24 protein-coding genes and 1 pseudogene are annotated in these 22,890 nt (G+C 42.6%); all 25 read right to left on the reverse strand.

What is annotated here, in order from left to right; genetic code table 11:
• Positions 1 to 39: 39 nt before the first annotated feature.
• The 25 genes and pseudogenes from MKP07_RS40080 to MKP07_RS30545 all read right to left on the reverse strand — a co-directional run bounded on the left by MKP07_RS40080 (position 40) and on the right by MKP07_RS30545 (position 22,835).
• On the reverse strand, positions 40 to 420 hold the full coding sequence (locus tag MKP07_RS40080; RefSeq protein ID WP_317236167.1) for a substrate-binding domain-containing protein: 381 nt from the start codon (positions 418 to 420) through the stop codon (positions 40 to 42).
• Positions 417 to 1,058 carry a LacI family DNA-binding transcriptional regulator gene (locus tag MKP07_RS40085; RefSeq protein ID WP_262920016.1) on the reverse strand — a complete coding sequence of 214 codons (642 nt, stop codon included), beginning with the start codon at positions 1,056 to 1,058 and terminating at the stop codon, positions 417 to 419. The genes MKP07_RS40080 and MKP07_RS40085 overlap by 4 nt, the downstream gene beginning before the upstream one ends.
• Positions 1,059 to 1,221: 163 nt before the next feature.
• Positions 1,222 to 2,979 carry a RagB/SusD family nutrient uptake outer membrane protein gene (locus MKP07_RS30455; RefSeq protein WP_240851829.1) on the reverse strand — a complete coding sequence of 586 codons (1,758 nt, stop codon included), beginning with the start codon at positions 2,977 to 2,979 and terminating at the stop codon, positions 1,222 to 1,224.
• Positions 2,980 to 3,178: 199 nt separating this feature from the next.
• Positions 3,179 to 4,813, reverse strand: coding sequence for a SusC/RagA family TonB-linked outer membrane protein (locus tag MKP07_RS30460; RefSeq protein ID WP_317236168.1), 1,635 nt, complete (start codon positions 4,811 to 4,813; stop codon positions 3,179 to 3,181).
• Positions 4,726 to 5,607 (reverse strand): SusC/RagA family TonB-linked outer membrane protein, encoded by an 882-nt coding sequence (locus MKP07_RS30465; RefSeq protein ID WP_240851831.1) that lies wholly within the window; start codon positions 5,605 to 5,607, stop codon positions 4,726 to 4,728. Before MKP07_RS30465 ends, MKP07_RS30460 begins: the two co-directional genes overlap by 88 nt.
• Positions 5,608 to 5,613: 6 nt before the next feature.
• A pseudogene (locus tag MKP07_RS30470) lies at positions 5,614 to 6,557 on the reverse strand (carboxypeptidase-like regulatory domain-containing protein); the annotation flags it as partial.
• A gap of 160 nt (positions 6,558 to 6,717) precedes the next feature.
• Positions 6,718 to 7,197, reverse strand: coding sequence for a FecR family protein (locus MKP07_RS30475; RefSeq protein ID WP_240851835.1), 480 nt, complete (start codon positions 7,195 to 7,197; stop codon positions 6,718 to 6,720).
• 5 nt (positions 7,198 to 7,202) lie between these two features.
• Positions 7,203 to 7,343 (reverse strand): FecR family protein, encoded by a 141-nt coding sequence (locus tag MKP07_RS41560; RefSeq protein WP_240851836.1) that lies wholly within the window; start codon positions 7,341 to 7,343, stop codon positions 7,203 to 7,205.
• On the reverse strand, positions 7,340 to 7,777 hold the full coding sequence (locus MKP07_RS30485) for a hypothetical protein (RefSeq protein ID WP_240851838.1): 438 nt from the start codon (positions 7,775 to 7,777) through the stop codon (positions 7,340 to 7,342). Before MKP07_RS30485 ends, MKP07_RS41560 begins: the two co-directional genes overlap by 4 nt.
• An 80-nt stretch (positions 7,778 to 7,857) precedes the next feature.
• The gene (locus MKP07_RS43205; protein WP_394803734.1) at positions 7,858 to 8,094 is read right to left on the reverse strand and encodes a sigma-70 family RNA polymerase sigma factor; all 237 of its coding nucleotides are present in this window, start codon (positions 8,092 to 8,094) and stop codon (positions 7,858 to 7,860) included.
• A 35-nt stretch (positions 8,095 to 8,129) separates the two neighbouring features.
• A complete protein-coding gene (locus tag MKP07_RS30490) occupies positions 8,130 to 8,441 on the reverse strand; it encodes a sigma factor (protein ID WP_240851841.1) in 312 nt (103 codons plus the stop codon).
• Between the two features lie 128 nt (positions 8,442 to 8,569).
• Positions 8,570 to 10,639, reverse strand: coding sequence for a RagB/SusD family nutrient uptake outer membrane protein (locus MKP07_RS30495; RefSeq protein WP_240851843.1), 2,070 nt, complete (start codon positions 10,637 to 10,639; stop codon positions 8,570 to 8,572).
• Between the two features lie 26 nt (positions 10,640 to 10,665).
• Positions 10,666 to 12,564 carry a SusC/RagA family TonB-linked outer membrane protein gene (locus MKP07_RS40095; RefSeq protein WP_317236143.1) on the reverse strand — a complete coding sequence of 633 codons (1,899 nt, stop codon included), beginning with the start codon at positions 12,562 to 12,564 and terminating at the stop codon, positions 10,666 to 10,668.
• On the reverse strand, positions 12,513 to 13,928 hold the full coding sequence (locus MKP07_RS40100) for a SusC/RagA family TonB-linked outer membrane protein (RefSeq protein WP_262920018.1): 1,416 nt from the start codon (positions 13,926 to 13,928) through the stop codon (positions 12,513 to 12,515). Before MKP07_RS40100 ends, MKP07_RS40095 begins: the two co-directional genes overlap by 52 nt.
• A 16-nt stretch (positions 13,929 to 13,944) precedes the next feature.
• The gene (locus tag MKP07_RS30505; protein WP_240851845.1) at positions 13,945 to 14,148 is read right to left on the reverse strand and encodes a hypothetical protein; all 204 of its coding nucleotides are present in this window, start codon (positions 14,146 to 14,148) and stop codon (positions 13,945 to 13,947) included.
• 144 nt (positions 14,149 to 14,292) lie between these two features.
• A complete protein-coding gene (locus MKP07_RS30510; protein ID WP_240851847.1) occupies positions 14,293 to 15,372 on the reverse strand; it encodes a FecR family protein in 1,080 nt (359 codons plus the stop codon).
• A gap of 62 nt (positions 15,373 to 15,434) precedes the next feature.
• Entirely contained in the window at positions 15,435 to 15,587 is a 153-nt protein-coding gene (locus tag MKP07_RS43210) for a sigma factor-like helix-turn-helix DNA-binding protein (protein ID WP_394803726.1), read from the reverse strand.
• Entirely contained in the window at positions 15,539 to 15,997 is a 459-nt protein-coding gene (locus MKP07_RS30515) for a sigma factor (RefSeq protein WP_240851848.1), read from the reverse strand. The genes MKP07_RS43210 and MKP07_RS30515 overlap by 49 nt, the downstream gene beginning before the upstream one ends.
• A 256-nt stretch (positions 15,998 to 16,253) precedes the next feature.
• On the reverse strand, positions 16,254 to 18,026 hold the full coding sequence (locus tag MKP07_RS30520) for a DUF6298 domain-containing protein (protein ID WP_317236169.1): 1,773 nt from the start codon (positions 18,024 to 18,026) through the stop codon (positions 16,254 to 16,256).
• Positions 18,026 to 18,211: a hypothetical protein gene (locus tag MKP07_RS30525; RefSeq protein ID WP_240851850.1), complete on the reverse strand. Its 186-nt coding sequence runs from the start codon at positions 18,209 to 18,211 to the stop codon at positions 18,026 to 18,028. Before MKP07_RS30525 ends, MKP07_RS30520 begins: the two co-directional genes overlap by 1 nt.
• A gap of 29 nt (positions 18,212 to 18,240) precedes the next feature.
• A complete protein-coding gene (locus MKP07_RS30530; RefSeq protein ID WP_240851852.1) occupies positions 18,241 to 18,855 on the reverse strand; it encodes a hypothetical protein in 615 nt (204 codons plus the stop codon).
• Between the two features lie 29 nt (positions 18,856 to 18,884).
• On the reverse strand, positions 18,885 to 19,445 hold the full coding sequence (locus tag MKP07_RS30535) for a hypothetical protein (RefSeq protein WP_240851854.1): 561 nt from the start codon (positions 19,443 to 19,445) through the stop codon (positions 18,885 to 18,887).
• Between the two features lie 20 nt (positions 19,446 to 19,465).
• Positions 19,466 to 19,900, reverse strand: a complete 435-nt coding sequence (locus MKP07_RS41565) for a hypothetical protein (protein WP_317236144.1) — start codon at positions 19,898 to 19,900, stop codon at positions 19,466 to 19,468.
• 50 nt (positions 19,901 to 19,950) lie between these two features.
• Complete coding sequence (locus tag MKP07_RS30540) at positions 19,951 to 21,108, reverse strand: pectate lyase family protein (RefSeq protein WP_317236145.1); 1,158 nt, start codon at positions 21,106 to 21,108, stop codon at positions 19,951 to 19,953.
• An 86-nt stretch (positions 21,109 to 21,194) separates the two neighbouring features.
• A complete protein-coding gene (locus tag MKP07_RS30545) occupies positions 21,195 to 22,835 on the reverse strand; it encodes a polysaccharide lyase (protein WP_240851978.1) in 1,641 nt (546 codons plus the stop codon).
• Positions 22,836 to 22,890 lie beyond the last annotated feature (55 nt).

The following is a 22,890-nucleotide window of genomic DNA, read 5'->3' on the forward strand; positions in this document are numbered from 1 at the left end:
CGGATAATTTGTAAACGTTTACATTATCCTTCAAAAAAATCAACGGGTACCGCAGGACTTTCTTACCATCAGCTCCGGCTTTATAATAAAGCTGGTAGGAGGCGCCTGGGGATTAGCCAGTCTTTTATACAATAATTCGGCGGCCTGCTGCCCCATTTCATAACCGAATTGCTTTACAGCTGTTAATGCAGGATTCAAAGAAGTTGCCCAATACACATCATCGAACCCTACGATGGCCATTTCTTTGGGAATTTTTATTTTGTGCCCATGTAACACTTCCAAAGCGCCCAGTGTAAGCAGGTTATTCGCTGTAAAAATGGCTGTGGGCCTGCTTTTCAGAGACAGTATTTTTTGGGTAAGCTCTACCCCACTCTCGTAATCCGATTTTTTACTATAGATTAAGGTAGGATCAATCTTTATTTTATTTTTTTCAGCGCCTTTTTATAACCAGCCATCCTTTCATGGGTAGTAGGTATTTCCAGGTCGCCTGCAATATGAGCGATACGTTGATGGCCAAGATTGATCAAGTGAGTGGTAGCCATAATAGCACCCAATTCGTTGTCGGTCTTTACTACATCCGCCTTCAAACTTTTCAATCCTCTGTCGATACAAACCACCGGAATGCCGTCCTCTATTAATTGCTCAACTTTTTGCTCCGTTGCGGGAGTAGTAGCCACTATAAGCCCGTCAACAGATTCACTTCTCAGTATATCAATATATAACTCTTCTTTAGAGGGATCCTGTGAAAAATTGCCGATGATCACCGTTGTATTTTGACTATACGCATATTCCTCCACCCCTCTTATAATGTCCACATAATAAGGATTCCTGATATCGGGAATGAGCAACCCCACCAGGCGGCGACGTGCCGTTGTGGCGCGGAGGCGTTGTGCCACTCTATTGGGCCTGTATCCTAACTCTTTGATCGCTTTTTGTACGGCTAAGGCCGTCTCAGCTTTCACTTTGGGATCAGCATTAATTACCCTGGACACAGTGGCAATAGATACAGCGGCATGACGCGCTACTTCCTTTAAACCGGATGAAATAGTTTTTGGCATGAGAAACAATCGTTGAAAAATGTAAACGTTACCAAATATAACTCATACTATCACTTTTTCCAAATAAGTATTGCTATTGTTGAATATTTTTTTAACCGTTCAAGACCAGAAAAGAATGGCTCCCACTGCTATGCAGGAGCCGCTCTTTTTACCCCAACCGCGCTTAGTATCCTGCGTTCTGTCCAAATTCTGCCGCATTGGTAATGGCATCCAGGAACATTTGTGGAATAGGTCTTAATGCGTGGAATGGTTGAATCAGGGGAATATCCTTGTTGTAAGCTTTTACATAATCATACAGCTTACCTGTCCTTTTCAAATCAAACCAACGTATATGCTCACCACAAAACTCCCTGGCTTTTTCTTCCAGTACAAAATCAATCGTCATCTGTGCTTCTGTAACAACCATATCGCTCTCCCTCCCGGCTACTGCGGCTCGTTTGCGAATGATATTTATCATTTCGGCAGCTCTTGCTTTTGATCCGCCTGACATCATTATTTCACATTCTGCAACTATAAAGTACATTTCAGGCAGCCTCATCACTATAACATCCTTGCTACCAAAATTAGAATTAGGGGCCGGCAAATTCGGATCATCAAATTTGGTCAGCGCAGGAAAGCAAATATTGAACCTGGCATTGGTAGATACCCTGTCACCCGTATAAATATCATCAATATCTACCACCGCATAAGGCCTTGTTCTCTTATCGGCTATTTTTTGCTTAGTATACATTAGCGCGGTTTCACCAGCATTAATACGCGTACCCACCATACTGGCTGGTTTTTCGAACGCAGCGAGATCATCGGCTGTCCAGGCATAGTTACTATTGTTTTGGTTGTAGGTTTCTCTGAACCAGGCGCGGTACCTGCTGTCTACCTGTTCATTATACAATTCAAGCAACCGGCGTGTAGGCATCATACACATAGCCCCCGACCTTGCATTATTGTCATTACCATAAACAAGGCTTTGTACAACACCAGCTTTAGCAGAATACTTGGCCTTAAACCACATGTGCAGGCGGTTGGGGTTATTAGGCTGTGGGTTTAAAGAGGGAACAGTAGAGTGGGTTACAACAAACATCGCTTCCTTATTGACCTTATTGGCCGCAGGCGCAAATACCTCTGCAGGCGTAGCGTACAACGATACTTTTAAAGAAGCCGGGTTATTAATAACATAGGTAGCTGCATCTTTTGCTACCTGATAGTACTTGTCTTTTTCGGCCTGCGAAGTTTCATAGGCCACCCGGGTTAACGCCACCCTCGCTTTCAAACCATAAGCCGCTTTAAGCGTAGCCCGGCCTATGTCAGTTGCGGGTACAGGATCTACCGGAAGATTAGCGATAGCCGCATCCAGGTCCTGGAGCATTAAATCGTAAAAAGCAGACACAGGGCTGCGCTGAGCAGTAAGCACAGCCGTTTTTGTTTCCTGTGTACGCAGATCAACGCCTCCGTAAAATTCCACTATATGCCAGTAAGAATACGCTCTTAGGAAATGCAATTCACCCTTGCGTGCTTTCTTTTGATCTGCCGAATTAAAGGGTACAGCATCGATCCGCTCGATTCCTGCATTACAATAATTAATGATCTCGTACAGGCGGTTCCAGGTATTTCTAAGCTGCCCGGTTCCCGAAGTAAGTTCTTCGTATTTGGTCATTTGTCGTCCATAACCACTATTGGCAATATTGATCCAAAGATCAGTACCACCCTCCGTTAGCATTACCAGGTCTTCACGGCCATAAAACTGGCCGCCATAATTAACGTAAGCGGAATTAACCAGGGCATTCATTCCTTCCTGGGCAGCAAACACCACATCGGCTGTTGTACCGCCGGGATTAAACTCCTTTAAACTGCAGGAAAATAACATCACTGAGCAATACAGTGGAATCAGTTTTTTATGAGGAATATATTGAATCCAATTTTTCATCTGTATATTTTTTAATTGTTTTTGATGGTCAGCTGCCCGCCTGACCCGACGGGCAGGAAATTTGCCAGGTAATCATTCTTTTGGATTGGAAGATTTTTTATGGCTCGTTTCATATCACTATTTTGAAAGCTTATCAATGCAATCTGAAACAGGATCATCAGACCGTTTATATCATTACTTTATAACAGCTTTAAAACTGTTATAGACTTACATTGAGACCCAGCACAAACTGGCGTTGCAGGGGCGACTTGGCAGAACCTCCTCTTTCGGGATCATAATCTCTTACAAAATGGCTCCGTGCATGGGTAAGCAGGTTATTACCGGATGCATAAACTCTCAGATCGGACATACCCCAACGACTAACTGTTTGAGCGGGAAAAGTATAACCTACCGATACTGTTTTTAGTTTGATGTAAGAGGCATCAACATAGTTCAATGAAAGATATCCCCTGTAGTTATAAAAATTGGTATTATCCGGTCGTGGAAAATCATTGGATGGATTTTCGGGTGTCCAGTAATCCAGGTATGCCGGTGCATTACCTTTACCAGAGGGATCATAAGCGCCCGTAAAATCATAGGTCATCATGTGGCCCCACCTGCTAATGATGTATACCGTCAGGTCGATGTTTTTAACACGGAACGTATTGTTTAAACCGGCCGTCCAACGTGGAGAAGTGGTACCAATGTACTGCACATCGTTGATCTCATCAATCACAAAGTCGCCATTAAGATCAGCCAGCTTGATATCTCCCGGTTTAAAAGGCTGTGTTTTAGCCGCATCTTTAAAGTACGTGGCTGCTTCAGCCGCTTCGTCTGTTTGCCAGATTCCGAGTCTTTTAAAGGTATAAAACGACTTTAGCGGACGGCCAATCAAAAGGCTTTCAGTCTCACGGGTTACTGCACCTATAATGTCGCGACCATCTATGAGGTCGAGAATTTTTTCCGTATTGCGTGCGAATGTGATATTCGTCTGCCAGTTAAAATTCTGTTTCCTGATATTGACAGTGGTCAGATTTAGTTCGATACCCTTATTGCTGGTAGATCCTATATTCTGATAGATCTGGAAAGGCGTATTATTACCGCTCCCCATTGAAGTAGGTAATGTGCGGGGTAAAAGAATGTCGGTCGTTTTAGTATTGTAGTAATCTACACTACCCATTATTCTGTTATCGAAGAAACCGAAATCAATGCCGACATTAGTTGAAGCAGATTTTTCCCATCCAAGGTCTACATTTCCAAGGAACGGGTTATATACATAGTAAGTGTATCCTCTATCCTGGAAAGCGGAATTAGTCAAGGCATTTAAATATGACTGGGTACCGTATTCACTGATACCTGAATTACCCGTCATACCCCAGCTTGCACGTAATTTTAATTCATTTAAATTTTTTGTACTTCCAAACCACCCCTCGTCTATTACGCGCCAGGCCAAAGCCGCCGATGGAAACGCAGCCCATTTATTCCCTTCTGCCAACCGGGAAGCTCCATCCCACCGGTTAGAAACGGTAAGCAGGTATTTGCCCAGGTAGTTGTAATTCAATCTTGCGGCATAAGAAAAGGTTTGGCTCTGTATATAACCCGAACGTATCACATAAGATTCTTTCGCGTTGGCAGCAAGATTATGCCAGAGCTGACTGGGTATTAACTGGCCAGCGCCTTCACTGTAAGAACTCCTGAATTTAGATTGTGTCCAGGAAGTCAATCCCGTAAAAGTAAAAGAATGGTCTCCCAGTTTTTTGGTGTAGTTTAAAATATTATCCCAGGTAATAAAACTTTTTCGGTTGCTAACACAGATGCAATAGCCCCCGTATTTAAATCTGCCCTGTCGATAGATTGAGCACCCTGGAAGTCGTTGCTGCGGCGGAAGGAAAAGTTGGTACCCAGGTTGGAGCGCAGTGACAATCCTTTTAAAGGTCGCAATTCTGCATAACCATTGGCAAAGACATTAGTAGTTAAACGCTGGTATTTTGCGGTATATTCACTGGCTTCATCCGCCAAAGGGCTTACTTTGCCAGCTGTTCCCAGCGGATAAAGGATCACCCTGCCACTGTCATCATATGCCCGTCCCAGTGGCTCGTTAGTAGCCGCACGCCATAACACATTTTCAGCCCGCTCATACCCGTTATAATGGGTAAGATTGAGTGATGCTCCAGCCTTGAAAATATTGCTGAAATTGTGATCAATAACGGTGCGGATATTATACTTATCCAGCAAGTCGTCTTTAAGCGATCCCTTTTCACGATAATACCCTGCAGACAACAGACCCGTTGTTTTTTCGGTACCACCGGACATACTTACCTGGTGGTTTTGTACGATACCTGTATGTATTACTTCATCTACCCAGTTGATCCATTGATTATTTTGCAGAGCAGTCCATTCTTCAGGGGTAAATAGCGTCTGATCATCTGATGGTGTTTTCCACTGACCAGCAGTTTTAGCGGCTTCACGGCGCAGATTTATATAATCATCACCCATGCGCATTTTAGGATATTGCGCCCATCCATTCATGCCGACATAACCGTTGTAAGATATCTTGGCCTTGCCTGATTTGGCTCTTTTAGTTGTTACGATAATAACACCGTTCGCTCCCTGCGATCCATATATAGCGGTAGAGGATGCATCTTTCATTACATCGATCGATTCAATTTCCTGCGGAGGAATATCCGTAATATTTCCCCCTGTACCCCATCTATAATTATTAATGGATTATTCGCTATAAGATTGCCATATTCATCCTTGGCGGTAGATAAAGATCTTTTGCCGCGAATATTCATGGTAACACCCGATGTGGCTTTTCCTGAGTTACGTACGATATCCAATCCCGGTACCTGTCCCTGCAAGGCTTCCATAGCATTATGCGCAGGAGAACGGACTATATCATCTGCTTTTACACTTGATACCGCGCCGGTCAGGTCCTTTCTTTTAGTAGTACCATACCCTATCACTACCACTTCATCCATCTTATTTTCAGCAGCATAAAGCGTTACCTGCGAATAGTTGTTATCCTTTACTGAAACATCGATGGTACTATAACCCACAATAGAGAAAGTCAATATCGCATTTTCATCTTTTACTGTAATTTTATAGCTTCCATCATCGCCACTTAACACCCCATTGGTGGTGCCTTTTTCAGCCACGCTTACCCCGGCCAAAGGATTACCAGCCGGATCCGTTATTTTACCTTCGACCGATATGCTGATTGTTTCTCCTGGTTTGCCGATAATAACGACCAGGCCTTTGTTTATTTTTTTGTAGGAAAATGTCGTGGCCTTTAACATATTTTGCATCACATAATCGAGTGTTGCATTCCTGGCAAACAGGTCCAGCTTAACATTGCTCTGCTTTAGCTCAGTATTATAAACAAAACGGTATTTGTAATCCTTCTCCAGCTTCTCAATGATCTGCGGTATGGAAAGGCTTTTCACATCCAGGTTGATCCTTTGTTGCGAAGCAGCATCAAAAGCGATGGCCTGGAATGATGAAAGTAAAATAATAAAAACAACAAGCTTCATTAATAACAAGTATTTTACAAGCGATTGAGATAGGCACAAGCGTCCCTTGCAAGCATATTTTTTCATATATTGCAAATAGTTTAAGATAAATAAATAGCTGGTTTCAACAGCTTTTTGTCTTTTTCAGGGCGAAAGATGGTTGCAACATTTTTCGCTCTTTTTATACTGTTTCGTTAGATTTCCTGTTTGATCATGATGGCTTTATTTTATTAATGTGAGCAATACGTTAGTAGATAACTACTTTATCTTTCTGAATACGGTAGTTAAAATTTCCTATCATTTTTAGAGATTCCAAAACATCTTCGAGCGAATCATTCTCAAATGTGCCCCGATACAATACTGATGGATGCTGAACCTTCTTTAGTTCAATAGTTATATTATACCATCGTTCTAGCACGGGAATGATATCACTCAACGCTTCCTGCTCAAATACCAGCCGGTTATGCGTCCATTCGGTTTCCATAACCAAAGAGTCTATTTTCCCCTCATTTAATTTCAACAGCTCTATTTCTGGTAAGCGGGTTGCATGCAGCTGCTTTGATAATGTTTGAGCCGCCGCATTCCGAACGATCATTTTTTCGTTAGGCGCTAATAAGAGCGTTTTATTACTGTTCTTTTTAAGCAGCACTTCTATTGAACCCCTTAACAAAGTAGTTTGTGTATTTTGTTCGTTGCCATAAGCCCGCACGTTAAATGCGGTACCCAATACTTTTATATCGATATTATCGGTATGAACAATGAATGGCTTTTTTTATCTTTTACCACATCGAAATAAGCTTCGCCGGTCAGGTATACTTCCCGTATATGATTGCCAAAATCCTTACCGTAAGAGAGCTTTGAATCTGCGTTCACCCATACTTTAGTTCCATCCGGCAGCACCAGGTTGGTCTTGGATCCTTTCTTTGTAACAACAATATTATCAGCATGTTCTGTTTGCTGAGCCATCTGCATCCTATAAAAAAAGTGCCTGCTATTATTAAAACAACTGAAGCCGCTACAGCAAAATAAGCGCGGATGTACTTGCGCTTTTTAACTATAGGAACGGGCTCCGACGCTTTGATTTTTGCCCGTATTCTATCCAGCCCATTATTTAGTGCTCCTCCCTGGAGTTGATCGGTATAAATAAGTGAACTTCCCAACACCTCGCTCATGCCTTCAGCCAATAATGCGTCGGATGTATCCTTCTTTATCAGCTCCGATAGTTCAAGCTGCTCCTCCAGTGTTATTTCACCGGATTCCTTTTTTATTAGTAAATCTATCAGCCTGTCGTTAAGCACTTGTAACATATTGCGTTATTTATATAGACGCAATCTATTGGAGGATACCCCCAAACGAAAACTGCTATTTTCAAAAAAATAATGGGATATCAGGAAGCGCTTGTTTTGTATTCCGCTATCATACGGTTAATAACAACTGCTAATTTTTTTACAGCGATGCTCATTTGATTTTCGACCGTTTTTATTGATATTTCCAATAACTGAGCGACTTCTGCATATTTTAGTCCATCCTCCTTGATTAGCTTGAAAATAAGCCGGCACCTGTCAGGCAGTTCGTTAATAGCCGCGTTAATTTCTGATAAGGTTTCTTTATTGATGAGCTTCAGTTCGTGATTACTTAATTCATAGGTTAAGGTTTCACCTACATCGCTGAGAGCAGTATTTTTTGCAGCTCTTTATATCCCCTGCTTCGTGTATAGCTAATAACTGCATGCTTAGCCGAAATATACAGGTAGTGTGACACATTTTTGATGGTTGGTAATGTCTTACGGTTCTGCCAGAGATTAAACAAAACATCACCGCATAGCTCTTCTGCCACATGGCTATCTTTTAACATAGAAGAGGTATACGAGATCAATGCAGGGTAATATATCCTGAAAAGCTCTTCAAAAGCCTGTTCATCGCTATTGTGGGCTATAGCATGGATCAGATATGGCAATCGTTGATGATACATCTGCTAAAACAAATATAGCCATAGTAAAACGGAAATGGTAACGTTTTCATTGATTTTATCATTCAGTACAAAATAAAAAGCCCGCATTGTAAAATCAACGCGGACTTAGTTATCAGAGTAGAAATATTTTAATACCCGTTATTTCCGAAATCATCGGCATTATTGATCTGGTTTAAAAAACCAAATGGAATAGGACGGTTATAATGTCTTTCTTTAATGAAGTTAACGAAGGCTGTTCTGTTATACTTTTGCAGGCGGCTCTCAAATGCTTTATTGCGTTTTAGTATTGCCCATCGATTGTATTCACCACAAAGTTCTCTCGCATATTCATCAAACACATCGTCCATAGTGGCAACACTTAGCTGCATGCCTGTACCAAAATTAAAATCAGCCGGGTTTCGACAGGCACGCTGGCGCAACTTATTTAAATAAGCGGCAGCGGCAGCTCCATCACTGTTAATATGCATCGCAGCTTCTGCAGCAATTAAATATACTTCAGCCATACGCATGATCATAATATTTCCCAGCTTCTGCTGAAAGTTAGCACCCAGCCATCCTCCGTCAAAATTGTGGTTAAACTTCATCATTGCCGGAAACAGGTTAGCCAGACTGTTAGGTACCAATCCATTCCCTGCTACTACCGCTTTGTAAGTGCTTCCTGTAGCGTCTGAAGGATCAAAAAGATCATCAATATTAACCGTTACATACCTGCGGGCCTTTTTATCGTCAGCCGTAAGCGGATCCTTACTTAAATAAACGAAAAATCTGTCTTCATCGGCAGCCAACGGATAAGGATGTACATTGGCATTGGCCGGAGCTGTCAAGGCGGAAGTGGCACCTGAATAATCTCCTTTATTCCACACTTTAGGAATATACTGCCAGGTGGCATTTTGAGAAGCATTTCTTGCATCTACATCTGTATAAGGATAGATCTTCTCGCCTATATGCGACGCATCAATACCGAACTTGGTGCAAATGGCTGTGTTGAGCGTGATAGTGGCGTCAGCATACTTTACATTGGCAGGCGCCGGAACACCGGCTCCGCTCCCGTTGCTGGAAATAGCCTGAACACCAGAGTAATTGGCAAATGCAGTGACAAAAGTATTCTCCCAACGCTTATCATATTTTGCATTGAAACAATTGATGAGATATTTTGTAGGACCGATGAACTGTTGATTCAAGCGACCATAATAGGCATTACTGGTATTAGAATTAACGCTTCGCCCCAACAGGTTACCCGTTACAATACCCACACCTACTGCATCATCCAGTTTAGGATAGTAATGCAGGTAAATATTGGGCTTCCCGTTGCCCGTAAAATAATCATAGGAAGCATTGTAGGGATTAAGCCCGTATGCGGTGAATAACACTTCTGTATTTGTTCTGTTATTGGCGGCGGCAAATACTTTTGAAAAGTCGTCATACATAGCTGCGCCGTAAGCGCCCATATTATTGATCAGGCTATCTGCAACTTCTTTGGCACGTACCCAATAAGTTTTACCGCCTTCGCTTAATCCTTCTCCCGCGCCCTGCGCATATACACGGGCCAACAATCCCAATGCAGATTTTTTGGTTGCCCTTGCCGCGTTACCATCCAATGGAGTAACCCCCAGATCGTTAAAAGCATCCCGCAGATCAGCAATGATTTGTGCGTAAACTTCTGATACCTTATTGCGCGTTGGCGATAGTGTACGTTCGGCGCCGGATGTGGTCAACAAAGGCAAATCTCCAAACTGCGTAACCAATACCGAGTAATAATATCCACGGAGTAGCTTGGTTTCACCTACCAGCGTTTTTATATTGGCTGCATTAGCATCTGCATCGGTGAGTTGCGCAGAAAGATCGATGGTTTTATTACAGGCATAAATAGAGCCCCATGCCAAATCCCATACATTTTTTACTACGCCTGAGCTTGAGGTAAATTGCTCATAAGCCAACAGGTCTCTATACTGGTTGTGGTTATTAAATGGAAACGTCCACAGATCTGTACCGGCTTCGGATACGATGCCATAAGGCATTCCTATAAGGGAACCCCACAAACCAGAGTAACAGTTAGATTGAAAACTTTTCCATCCGGCGAAATTGTGGATCGTATCTTCTTCCGATAATGAAACGGGGTTATATTCTTTCAAACTACAGGAAATAAAGGCCAGGAGTAACCCTGCCGTATATAGCTTTCTCTTTATATTGATTTTCATATGTAATCTTTTAAATTACTTAGTAATTAAAATGTAATGTTCAGGCCCAATACTACTTGTTTGGTTAATGGATACTCCAGGCTGCCATTCATTTCAGGGTCATACTCCTTTAAAAAATGGCTTCTGGCAATGACTAAAGGGTTGGTAATAGTTCCATACAAACGGAGCTTATCAATGGAGGCTTTCTTAGAGATATTCGCTGGCAATGTATAACCCAGGGTTATGTTCTTTATCTTTAAGAAAGATCCGTCCACGTAATTAAGGCCGCTAAATCCAAGAAACTGGCTGGCGCCATAATTATAGTTCATTACCGGAAAATCATTTGACGGATTGGTGGGAGTCCAGTAATTGAACGAAGCCGGGAATGTTCTGGAAGGGCTTGCGTTCACAGCAAAAGCATTAGGTTGGTACCACCCCATCAGGCTGTAATTGATCATTTGGCCCCATCTCATATAAGTGTAGATACCCAGGTCAAAACTTTTGTATTTGAAGGTATTCTGAAAACCAAGGGACCAGCTGGGCACATTACTTCCCAGTACCTGGTAGTCATTGTTGCTGTAAGTATATTTGGAATTGGCCGCTGTGAGCGAAGGATCAAATTTCTGCGCCTCTGCAAGATTCATGTAATAGTACCTTTTAGTTATATTGGCACCTGTTCCAGTTTCTTTCATATACACACCTTCCCCTAACCTGGTCATTCCCGGAACATTTACTTTTAACGTGCCAGGGATAGCTCCGAATACCGCGGCATCTGCTTCTTCTCCAATTTGCCAAACACCATCCAGTTTATAATTCCAAAATGTTTTAACGGGCTGCCCCAACACCAGTGTGTACACATCATTAGGTATAAAATTAGATGTACCGCCTATCAGGTTGACGATCTTTTCTTTATTGGTAGAAAAGGTTACAGCGGAGGTCCATTCAAAATCATTGGTAACAATATTACGGGTGTTAAGCGCCAACTCAAAACCTGTATTCATTGTTTCGCACAAATTAATATTACTGGCGTAGGAAACACCCGGTGTGTAAGCGCCATATATAATAGGCGTATTTACTTTATAGATCACGTCCTTGGTTTTGGTTCTGTAGTAATCGAACGATAAGTCGATACGACTATTTAAAAAACTGGCATCCATTCCATAATTTGTATTGTATGACTTTTCCCATCCAAGCAAGGGATTTGCAATCAGCGCAGAATTACGGAAGATGGGAGTAGTTACACCTCCTAAAGACATATTTGCATTTTCTACTACTGCTACAGAACTGTAAGGATCGATTTTAGCAGAGCCGGTAATACCCCATCCGATACGAAACTTCAGGTTATCCAACCAATCTTTGGTAGCGGCCATAAATTTCTCGTCAGACACTCTCCAACCAACCGATGCAGCGGGAAAATTATCCCATTGATGATCTTTATCCAGAACCGAAGATCCATCCCGGCGCACCGATGCAGAGAACAGGTATTTGCCTAAGTACGAATAGTTAATTCTTCCTAACAAACCAAATGTCCTGGACATATTGTAGGATGAGGTAGCAACCGTATTAGTAGGATCATTTTTAAAATTGTGCCACTTAAAGTTATTGGATAGCACATTGTTTTGGGTCATGTTGGTATTAGAGTTCTGATTATCATAATAAGAGCTAACTGCTGTTACTGTAACATCGTGGTCACCGGCTATCTTTAAATTATAGGTAAGTATGTTTTCCCACTGATAGCCAATAAAACGGTTTTGCTGGATCTGTGCCTTTGTAACATTCGCATTATTATAAGTGTATGCAACCGAACCTTTACCATCAAACCTGTAGCCATTAGAATAGGCCAGTGTTGCCCCGGCGCGGGATAAAATACTCAAACCTTTCAATGGCTTGATTTCTATATATGGATTGAGAAATATCCTGAAATTATTATCCAGGTTAGCGTACACACCCCTGGCTGATAATCCAACAACAGATTATACACGTTATTACCCAAATCAGGGTTTAAGGTACCATCAGCTTTGTAAGGTCTTGCTAATGGATCTGTAGTGATCAGGTTCTCCAGCTTATCCTGCGCTTTGTTTCGAATAACGTAAGAAGACTGCAGGTTGGCGCCCACATTGATCCACTTTCTCATTTTGTGATCGATGCGCATACTGGTAGTCAGCAGCTTGTAGTCATCGCCACTGTATTGGCTTTGCTCATTGGTATAGTTAACAGATAAATAGGCTTTTGTCTTTTCGGTTCCACCTGAAATACCCACACTATAGTTTTGCGTAGCCGCATTTTTGCGAAGCAACAAACCGGCCCAGTCGGTAAACTGTCCCTCTTTATAGGTAGCATACCTTGAACCGAAAATGATGGAATCGTTTGCCGGAGACTGCCACAATGCATTAGTGGTTTCCCATTTACTGGTAGTTGTATTCCACAGATAACTATAGGCATCACGTTTGGTTTGCAAATAGCTATCGCCGTGGCGCATGGTAGGAGTAACAGACCAGCCATTATAACCATAATAAGAATTCACATCAATATTAACCTTGCCGGCTTTACCACTTTTGGTTGTAATTATGATCACCCCATTCGAACCAGCAGAACCATAAGCAGCGGTAGATGATGCATCTTTCAACACTTCGATCGACTCAATATCATAAGGATTCAATGTAGCATAATCGCCGGGTAAACCGTTAATGATGAATAGAGGATTCCCGCTTGCTGTAAAAGACCTTGTGCCTCTTAGTTGGATATTTACCCCGGCTCCAGCCTGCCCGGAAGGACGGGTAATATCTAAACCGGCTACTCTTCCCTGTAAAGACTCCATGGGATTGGGTCCGGGACGAGCCGTAATCTCTTCGCTTTTTACAGATACTACTGCGCCGGTCAGGTCTCTTCTTTTGGTAGAACCGTAACCAATTACCACCACTTCGTCCATTTTAGAATCGCTGGCTTTCAGGGTTATTTTAAGATCAGTTTCATTACCTACAATCGCTTCCTGGTCAATATAGCCAACATTTGAAAAAATTAAAACATCCCCGGAATCGGCATCGATAGAAAACTGTCCCGCAGCATTAGTCACCGTTCCAACTTGTCTGCCTTTTACGGTTACGGATACATTTTCGAGTGGACTACCATTTTGATCCGCTACAGTTCCTTTAATTGTTTTTAGCTGGCTTTGCACCAACTCCTCTGCAGCAGAAAGCACTACTTTATTTTTATCAATTACTTTCCATGCCACTTTGGTTCCCTGGAAAACCTTGGACAATACGGCATCCAGTGAGGCATTCACTGCACTGATATAAACAGGCCTGTTCAACTCCAGCTGATTACTGCTATAAAAAAGAATAGGATGATTGCTTCTCTATCTGCTTAAACAGATTCAACACGGTGGTTTCCTGGGCCCGGATATTAATAACGGACTGGCCGTAATTGGCGGCAGAAACATGAAGCGCGAGGAAAAGCATAAAGCACATTAATTTCATAACAAGCAGGGGTTTCCGGAGGCTATAACGCCCCGAAAGAGTAGATTTTTGCATACCTTTGAATTGGTTTTTTATTTAAAATGGCATTTAAGACGGCAAGTTTGTCTTAAAGCTGTTTACCGGGGAGAATGTTGGCGCATTCTCCTTTTTAGTTGAGTTTCTTATCGCTTCTTTTTCATCTGCAATCGTTTTTAAGAATTATTGAATAATCAGTTGGTCATCTTTCAATTCATAATCGATGGGGTTCGATAAGTCCAGTATCTCCAGTATCTGCTGAAGATTATCGTTTTTAAATGCTCCTGTGTATTTCTTATCCCTGGCTTTATCTGACTTGAAATAAACGTTGATTCCAAACACACGCTCAAGGTCTTTGATAATTATATGTAATGGCTGATCTACGAATACTAATTTATCTTCCATCCAGGCTGTTTCTACGATATCATTTTTTAACGGCTTGATCTTGGTAACCGATATCTTGAAATCGTCTGCGGAAGAAGCGCCTTGTTTTATATCAGGTACTGACACAGATACTTTTTGAGAAGGCTCCAGCGTAAGTTTGTTTTTAGGTTTATTGGTAAGATACATTTCAATCTTTCCCTGCAATAGCGTGGCTTCCCATGTTGCATCCGAATAATTCTTCACATTAAACCGGGTACCCAGTACTCTTATGGTTGCTTTTGCCGTGTGCACTATAAAGGGCTTATCAGCATTATGCGCAACATCGAAAAAAGCTTCACCCGTAAGTACCACATCCCGGCTGGTAGTATTGAAATCCTGGCCATACTCCAGGTGGCTGTTTGCATTAAGGTATACCAGCGTACCATCAGGAAGTGTCAACTTGGATTTACCGTTTGTAGCTGCTGTATTTGTTTGTGCGGCTGCTTTATCTGAAGTCCGGCTTTCCCGGTCAGAAAACAGGGTTGTTCTTACAATAAGGATCATTACAAATAATGATGCGGCCACAGCAGCAAATTTTAGTAAGACCAGCCTGGGTTTTCGTTTAGAAATTAGTATTTCATCATGGGCATTAGCTATGTTATTATGCTCCTGCCCGGCGTATAACATTTTAACATACTGCGCAGCAAACGCCTGATCCGTTATATCCTTTGTAGCCGATTCATTAATACCGGGGAACTGATCCAGCACATCGTCTAATCTTTGAAAATCAGGATATAGTTTCAGTAGTCGTTCTAACTCCTGCAACTGCCCAAAATCAGCGCTACCCGACATTTTGAGGGCCATTAAACTATATAATTTATCCTGCAGTTCCTTATTCATGATGACAGCGTCTATTCTTATAGACAAGAATAAGAACCACTACCGTGAATGGATCAAAAGAATTATTTTGAAGAATTATAATAGCTGTCAACAATCATCTTCAGCTTCTTTAATGCAAGCTTCATATGAGTTTCTATGGTATTTTGAGAAATATCCATAACCTCTTTTACCTGCGCATAGCTAAGACCGTACTCTTTAATAAGACGAAAAACCATCTGGCATTTGGGGGTAGCTGATTTACCGCATTGGCTATCAGTTGTTGTATCTCTGAACAGGTATATTCCGATTCGGTAAAGCTATAAACGGCATCCTGTTCAGTAACCTGCTCTGTTAAAAGGTTATTACGATGAGTGGCACTTTTTAAATAATTCAGACAGGCATTTTGGGTGGCTTTAAAAAGATAGAGCTTAAGGTCCTGCACCATGTCCATTTTTTCGCGCATAATCCAAAGTTTCAGTAGAACGTCTGAAACGATCTCATCAGCTATTTCAGTATTACCCAGCAAATTAAAAGCGAACCGGCGTAATAACGGATGAAAATAATAATATAGCTTCTTATAGGCAACTTCATCAGATGCCTTGCTAACGCTGGTTTGGAGCGATGTTATCAGTTGACTATCTATCAATTTCTGCGTTTTGCTGCTAAAACAATACCAACTTAGAAATTGCCGCTGAGCTTAACATTTTGTACCGTAATAATAATGGCAAACAAATACAAATGGCTTCAGCAACATCGTTAGGTTTTATCTGCCACCGTTACCTGCGGCAGATATCAGAAATTGAAAGTAGTTTTTTTATTTTTAGAACCTGCGACGATAGTAATTTTTTACATTATTATAAGCAATAGTTACATTAACAACAGAATGAGATTTAGCCTTACCATTATTTTTTTAACCATAGCATGACACCTTGCTTAGGGAGCTCAATTGTAACAGCTTTGCCAGCGGTAACTGTTTTTGTCCCCGGCAGCAATGCTCCTGAAGCCATGTCAATAAAATTAATGGCGTAGTTACCTGTATAGCTCGAAAGATCGATTGTAACAGACTGCTTATCATTAGCCATAGCAATGACACCTTCTTTGCCGGCCAGCATATAATTTTCTGATGCTTTTGAAGGCTGCATACCCGCCGCCGCTTTAAGAAAGTCGGAATCTATATTTTTAGGTAATACCGGCATCGAGCCTCCAGCGATAAAGATAGCCCACCCAAAACGATCGGCGCCTTCTGCAGAGTACATAACACCTTTATCAGGATACTTTAACCGATACTCTTTTACTGCCCGGTACACCTGATCGAAAGAAGTTCCTTTTGATTTCATCTGGCGAGCCCATTGACGGGGTGCCAGGTTTTTCCCACCTTCAGGGGCATAAGGCTCCCCATTGGTCTGGTAATACCAGTATCTTATATCAATCAGATCTACTGCAGGGGCATATTTAGGGTTTTTCAGAATGGCATCCTGCACATCCTTGGTAGTGCTCAGACCCGTAATCTGTTTTGACTGGTTTTTCTTTTCCCAGTCAGCGATAGTTTGTAACCAGAACTCGACAAAATGTAAGGGCCCTGTAAACTCTTCGCTGGTGAGTTGTATTACTGAGCTATTATTTTTAAAGTTGTTCAGGCACTGTTCTATATACTGCTGATGCAACTTTCTGCGAACCGGGTTAGAAACATCATAAAACTGTTCTGCATAAAAAATACGTTTTTCACCGGCATAATTAACCGGCTCTACAAATCCGGTGTTATTGATATTATTAGCAGTACGCCATGGAAAATCGGCATAATGAGCGCCCGCTTCTATAATATTATGTTGAAAGTAATGCTGATGAATGAGTGATAAATGATTTTGCTCAGCCAGGTTGGCAAATTGCGCCAACCGGCTCCAGTACCAGGTATTGTACTTCGTTAAATCGTATTTACTTAAACCATCCCAGGCCGTATCTTTTCCGCTTCTGGCAAAAGGCAACTCATAGAAAGGCGGCCACACTTCACCGGTCATCCGTCGTATTCTCTCATGATCATCGCGCCTGCGGTCGTACCAAAGTGCGTAGTGCTGTTCGACAGCCACCGTATTCCCCTGCTTCATATTTTGAACTACGTCTTCTATCTCGTCCGTTAATCCCGGTCCCACTCTTCCGGGAACAAAGCGGGTAAGAGCAGGCTTCTGTTTAGCTTGTTCTAACTGCCTGGCTTCCACTCCACCAGTCCACCAGGGTACTCCTTCCCTTCTGCCGGCAATTAGTTCTTTGGAGTCTTTATAAATGAGCCATCCGTTTTTTATTTCCAATCCTTTGTTGCTAACTAGTATTTTTTCTGTAGCTGCAGGCTGTATGATTACGGCTCCGCCAGACTCTGTACTGATTGGATTCCGTTTTGCTGCCAGTACGATCCACTCGGGCATTGTTATCTTCGGCTTCGAAGCTTCGGCTGTTAACTCCTGTGCAGCAGCCACACTGGGGCTGCTGGATGCTTCTGATCCTATATCCAATATGGCGGCCCGTTTCTCAAAATTCTTTCCCAATCGTTGCGCTAACTGCAGGTAATAAAAACTCCTTGGACTAACATGATTATTAGACTCTGCCCAAAAACCTTTTCCGGCAAACTCGCTCCAGGCTCCGTAAGACCAGTTTTGTGCAGTGGGTGGTTTATCACATTCAATTAAAGAAGCCGTACAATTCCATAAAAACTATTGGCAGCTGACCAACCGGTGCCACGTCCATCCTGACCGCGATTGCCTAACCTGATAGCATTACCATCGACCTCCATTATATCCAACAAGATACCCGAAGCCCAACGGCCGATAGCGCCACTAAAACTGTAGGGTCTTTCAGCAACACATTGCACGAAAGCGTTTGGGCCAGGAGCTGCATGACCTACACCGTAATCATGATACCCATTGGCTGCAAAGCATCGCTGGAAAAGGGTTTGCTGTCCACGTGTAAAAAAGTATACCGCCGCTGCCCGCCAATTTCTGATACAGGCTGGGTAGAAATACAGTCTTCTACGGTAATACGCTTCGCGGTTTCATTAATAAAAACAGCAGAGCCAGCAAAATGCTTAAAGGACAACTGCCGAACCCAAGCATCTTCTACATTAGTAAAAGTAACAGCCATCCATCTGTGCTCCTCGTCTTTGGGGTTGGAGCGGTCAAAGTCTGATACAAGGGTCAGGTTTTCGATCCCAACATTATAAATGCGGCCAGGCCAGCTATATTTTGCTACTGTTGCGCCGCCGTAGTTTTGATCCAACGAAGTTGTTAAAGGTACATCAACAGTAATCTTTCTGCCGGTGATGGCAACGATGGTACGATCAAAATAAAGATCTACATCTCCCTGCTTCCAGCCAAGAGCAGAAACACCTCCTCCAAAATCATCCGTACCCAGTGCTGTTATCCATTCCTGTGTAGACGGTCTTTTTACCTGAACCCGATCGCCGACTTGAAAATCCTTCGGATCAGCTACCTCAAAAGATGAAGCACCAACCGGCACATATTTTTGTGTGATTGCTTTTTCGCTATCTACTTTCTTATCATCTTTTCCAAAAACCTCACCAGCCCATCCCTGTCAACACCTTTACCGGTAATAATAGTTTGCCCCTGCGCGCCAAAGCCACGCAATACTATACCTGATGCGGTGATCTTCAATTGTCCGGCAACTTCATAGTTACCTTTTGAAAGCAATACCACGCCCCTGAAGCCATTGGCCTCCGGCGACATGGCCGCTATTTTATCAAGGGCATTTTGAATGGTAGCAGTAGCATCTCCTTTTACCAAGGGTACTACCACTTTTACGGGCACAGTGGGTATATCTTCTTCAGAAGCTTTGTAACCACAATAAGAAAAGTCGGGTACCCGGTCTCCGGTTACAGTATCCGCATTGTAAACAATCTTTCCCCTCTCCACTACAACCGGCAGGATGGGTTTGGGAGGTTTAGGCTTTTGTGCATAAACCACACTACCTGACCCAAAAATCGTAGCGACCATCATACATTTGCCAGCAATGGTCTTGCTTGTTTCAAAAACAGAAATCTTTGAAATGGCTGTAACTTTAAAAAGACGATTAAGAATTGACTGAAGCACTGTTACCAGTTTTACGATGATTAATACTTGCTGATTCCCTTTGCCGGTTTCACTGTTGCAATGTCTACTAAACTATTCAAATAATTTTCAATATTGCTATACCCGTTTTTCGCTATCAGTTTAGCATCACCACCATCTTTTGGATTTAGTTTATTTTTCTTTTCATAATCATCCGGTATCCCGTCATTATCACTATCTGTATAAGGACTTCCTTTGTATACCGGGTATCCGCCTACCTGCGATGGATGCGTAATGATACCTTGTTTATAAGAGTCATCTGGTAATCTTCTTTTAATAAATCTACCGCGATAAGCCTGTGCATCGGGAGCATTATACACTTTACCTGTTTTAACCGTTTCTACAATACGTTTGTCTACTGCATCGCGTACCGGCAAAATAGCACCCACATTTTTCAGTACATAATCGTAGGCATCTTGAGTCGGCACTACCGTCACCTGTCCAAATTGTACAGGTTTATCACTGCGAATAGAAGCCAGTAACTCTTTTACGTTTTTTGACTCGGCTGTACTCCACCGTCCCAGTTGTCAGCCGTTACTTTTGCATTGCCTTCTATATAATTGCCGGCTACATAGGCCTTACCAAAAGTATTCCTGTTAGCTGTATCACGTCCTGACTCAGGTTTTAAAATGCGATAACTGATCGGTTCACCGGCGGGTGTGATAGGTCCGGGTTTATAATAGTTATTAATAAAGTTGTAGAAAGAGCGATGATCGCCTCCATCTGCGGTTCGGTTCCACCAATTAAACACTACGTTGTTCACAAAGTTAAAATCGCCATCCATACCTACAGATGGATTTCGACTGATATTATTAGCCCAGAGGTTTCTGGTAAACATGGTATTATGTCCACCAATGGTACTACCAAAAGCATGATTATATGTATCTAATGCTTCAGAAAAGATAGAATTTTGTATGGTAACGTTTACAGTCGGCAGCTTTAAAGCTTTGCCATCGCGATCATAAACATGTCGATACATACTCATATTCTCGTCCAGGCCCCAGCTTGCAGAAACGTGGTCGATGATAATATTACCCACACCATTACCTCCTAATCCATCATCTCTTCTTGTTACTTCAGTAGCACCTCTTCGAAAACGCATAAAACGGATGATGACATCATGTGTATCTATTAGTACCGATTCGCCGGCCACGCAAACACCATCACCCGGCGCACTTTGTCCGGCGATGGTAACATAAGGCGCTCTAATACTAACAGGGCTTTTTAGCTGTATGATACCTGAAACATTAAATACGATGATCCTTGCGCCGCCTTCTTCACAGGCCCATCGAAAACTGCCCGGACCGCTGTCATTCAGGTTGGTTACCACCAGCACCTTACCACCACGACCACCGAAGCTGAATTTGCCGCCACCTTCCGCACCCGGAAAAGCCGCTATAGTTGCCTGCGGCAGATCAGAAGGTTTGGCTGCCCAAGGGATGTAAGGCTTTCCTGCTTTTGCTTCTGCCTCCACTATTTTCTGAGCTGCATTCCAACGTTCATTAGAGGCCTTTCTGTAAGCAGCAGAAGCCGCTTCAGCAGAGTCTTCCACCGATTTTGGAATAACAGGATACTGTGCAAAGGATGAGTTAGACAATATAGTAAATGAAGCCAGCAATACCGGCAAGCAAAAGGATCGTTTCACAAAAAATCGTTTTATAAATTATCAATAGAAAACTAAACTATTAAAAAAAGGCGCGAAACCATTTAAATGTTCCGCGCCTGATTAGACTATTTTTTAGCGACAGCAGGTACCACGTTAGCTACGTTTACCAGGCTGTTCAGGTATTCTTCGATATTGGTATAGCCATTGCCTGATTTAGCTAATTTAGAAGCGTCTGCTGCATCATTTGGGTTCAGACCTTTCTTTCTTTCATAATCATCCGGCATACCGTCATTATCGCTATCCTTATAAGGTGTTCCTTTGTACTCAGGATAACCGCCTACTTGATTGATATCTGTAATAATACCCTGCTTGTAAGAATCGATAGGCAAACGTCTGTGCTCAAACTGCGTTTCGGGCAATTTTACGCCCGCAATAGGTTTCACCACACCGGTACGCGCCTGCTCCACGATACGAGTATCAACCGGGTCCCTCTTGGGTAATGTTGCACCTGCGTTGCTGAACACATAGGTTTTTGCAGCATCTGCACTGAGCGTTGTCAGCTTAGGCATGATCAAAGGCTTGTCCTGTTTCATATATCCCAGGTGCTCGCCTACGCCATCCTCTTCTTCAATCTGTACACCGCCGGCCCAGTTGTCCTGTGTAATTTTAGGATACCCCTCCATCACATTGCCGTTCACGTAAGCACGTCCGTAAACTTTATAGCTTAATTTGCTGCGACCACTTTCCGGCTTTAAGATGCGATGCCCTACATTATTTTTCGGCGTTGCAGGTCCCGGTTTAAAATAGTTATTAATGATATTGAACTGTGCCCTGTAATCTCCGCCATCGATAGAACGATGTACCCAGTTGTACACAACATTGTTTACGAAGTTGAAAACGCCGTTCCATCCTACTGATGGATTACGCCCTGCATTGTTGGCCCAGAGGTTGCGCATAAAGCTACAGTTCTCTCCTCCTAAAGTGCTGCCAAAAGCATGGTTCCAGGTATCTAATGCTTCAGCAAAAATGGAGTTTTGAATGGTGATGTTTACGGTACCAAATTTATCTTCGATCTTTCCGGTGCTGTCATTATACATGTGGCGATACATACTCATGTTCTCATCCAATCCCCAGGTAGCCGACACGTGATCGATCATGATATTACCTACCGGATTACCACCAATGGCATCATCTCTTCTGCCCACCCAGGTATCACCCCGGCGGAAACGCATATAGCGAACAATTACATCGTGGGTATTGATCCAAACAGTTTCACCGGCAATACAAACACCATCACCGGGCGCAGATTGGCCGGCAATAGTAATATAAGGCGCCCTGATAATAAGCGGAGATTTTAGTTTGATGATACCGGCTACATTAAATACAACCGTTCTTGCACCACCCTGCTCGCATGCCCAACGAAAGCTGCCCGGACCATCATCATTCAAATTGGTTACAACGATCACTTTTCCGCCACGTCCGCCGCGTACAAATTTACCACCACCTTCTGCGCCTGGAAAAGCAGGAATGTCGGCATAAGGTAATTCATCAAAACGTGAAGCCCAGGGAATATACGGTCTTCCTTCAGTAGCTTCTTTTTTAATAATCGGGTAGGCTATCGCCCACATAGAGTCAGAATGCACGTCAGCCGCTTTCATAATAGCAGCAGAACGCTCCTGGTCTTCTTTCGGGATCTTAGGATACTGAGCCAGGGCAACAGAAGTTGCACCAGCCATTAAAAAACCTAACAGTACTTTTTTATTCATGTGTTTATTCTCTATTTTTTTAATGGTCACATGCCTGCCTATTGGCAGACTGGGA

This window comes from Paraniabella hibiscisoli, assembly GCF_022512515.1.
In the GTDB taxonomy this organism is placed as follows: Bacteria; Bacteroidota; Bacteroidia; order Chitinophagales; family Chitinophagaceae; genus Niabella; species Niabella hibiscisoli.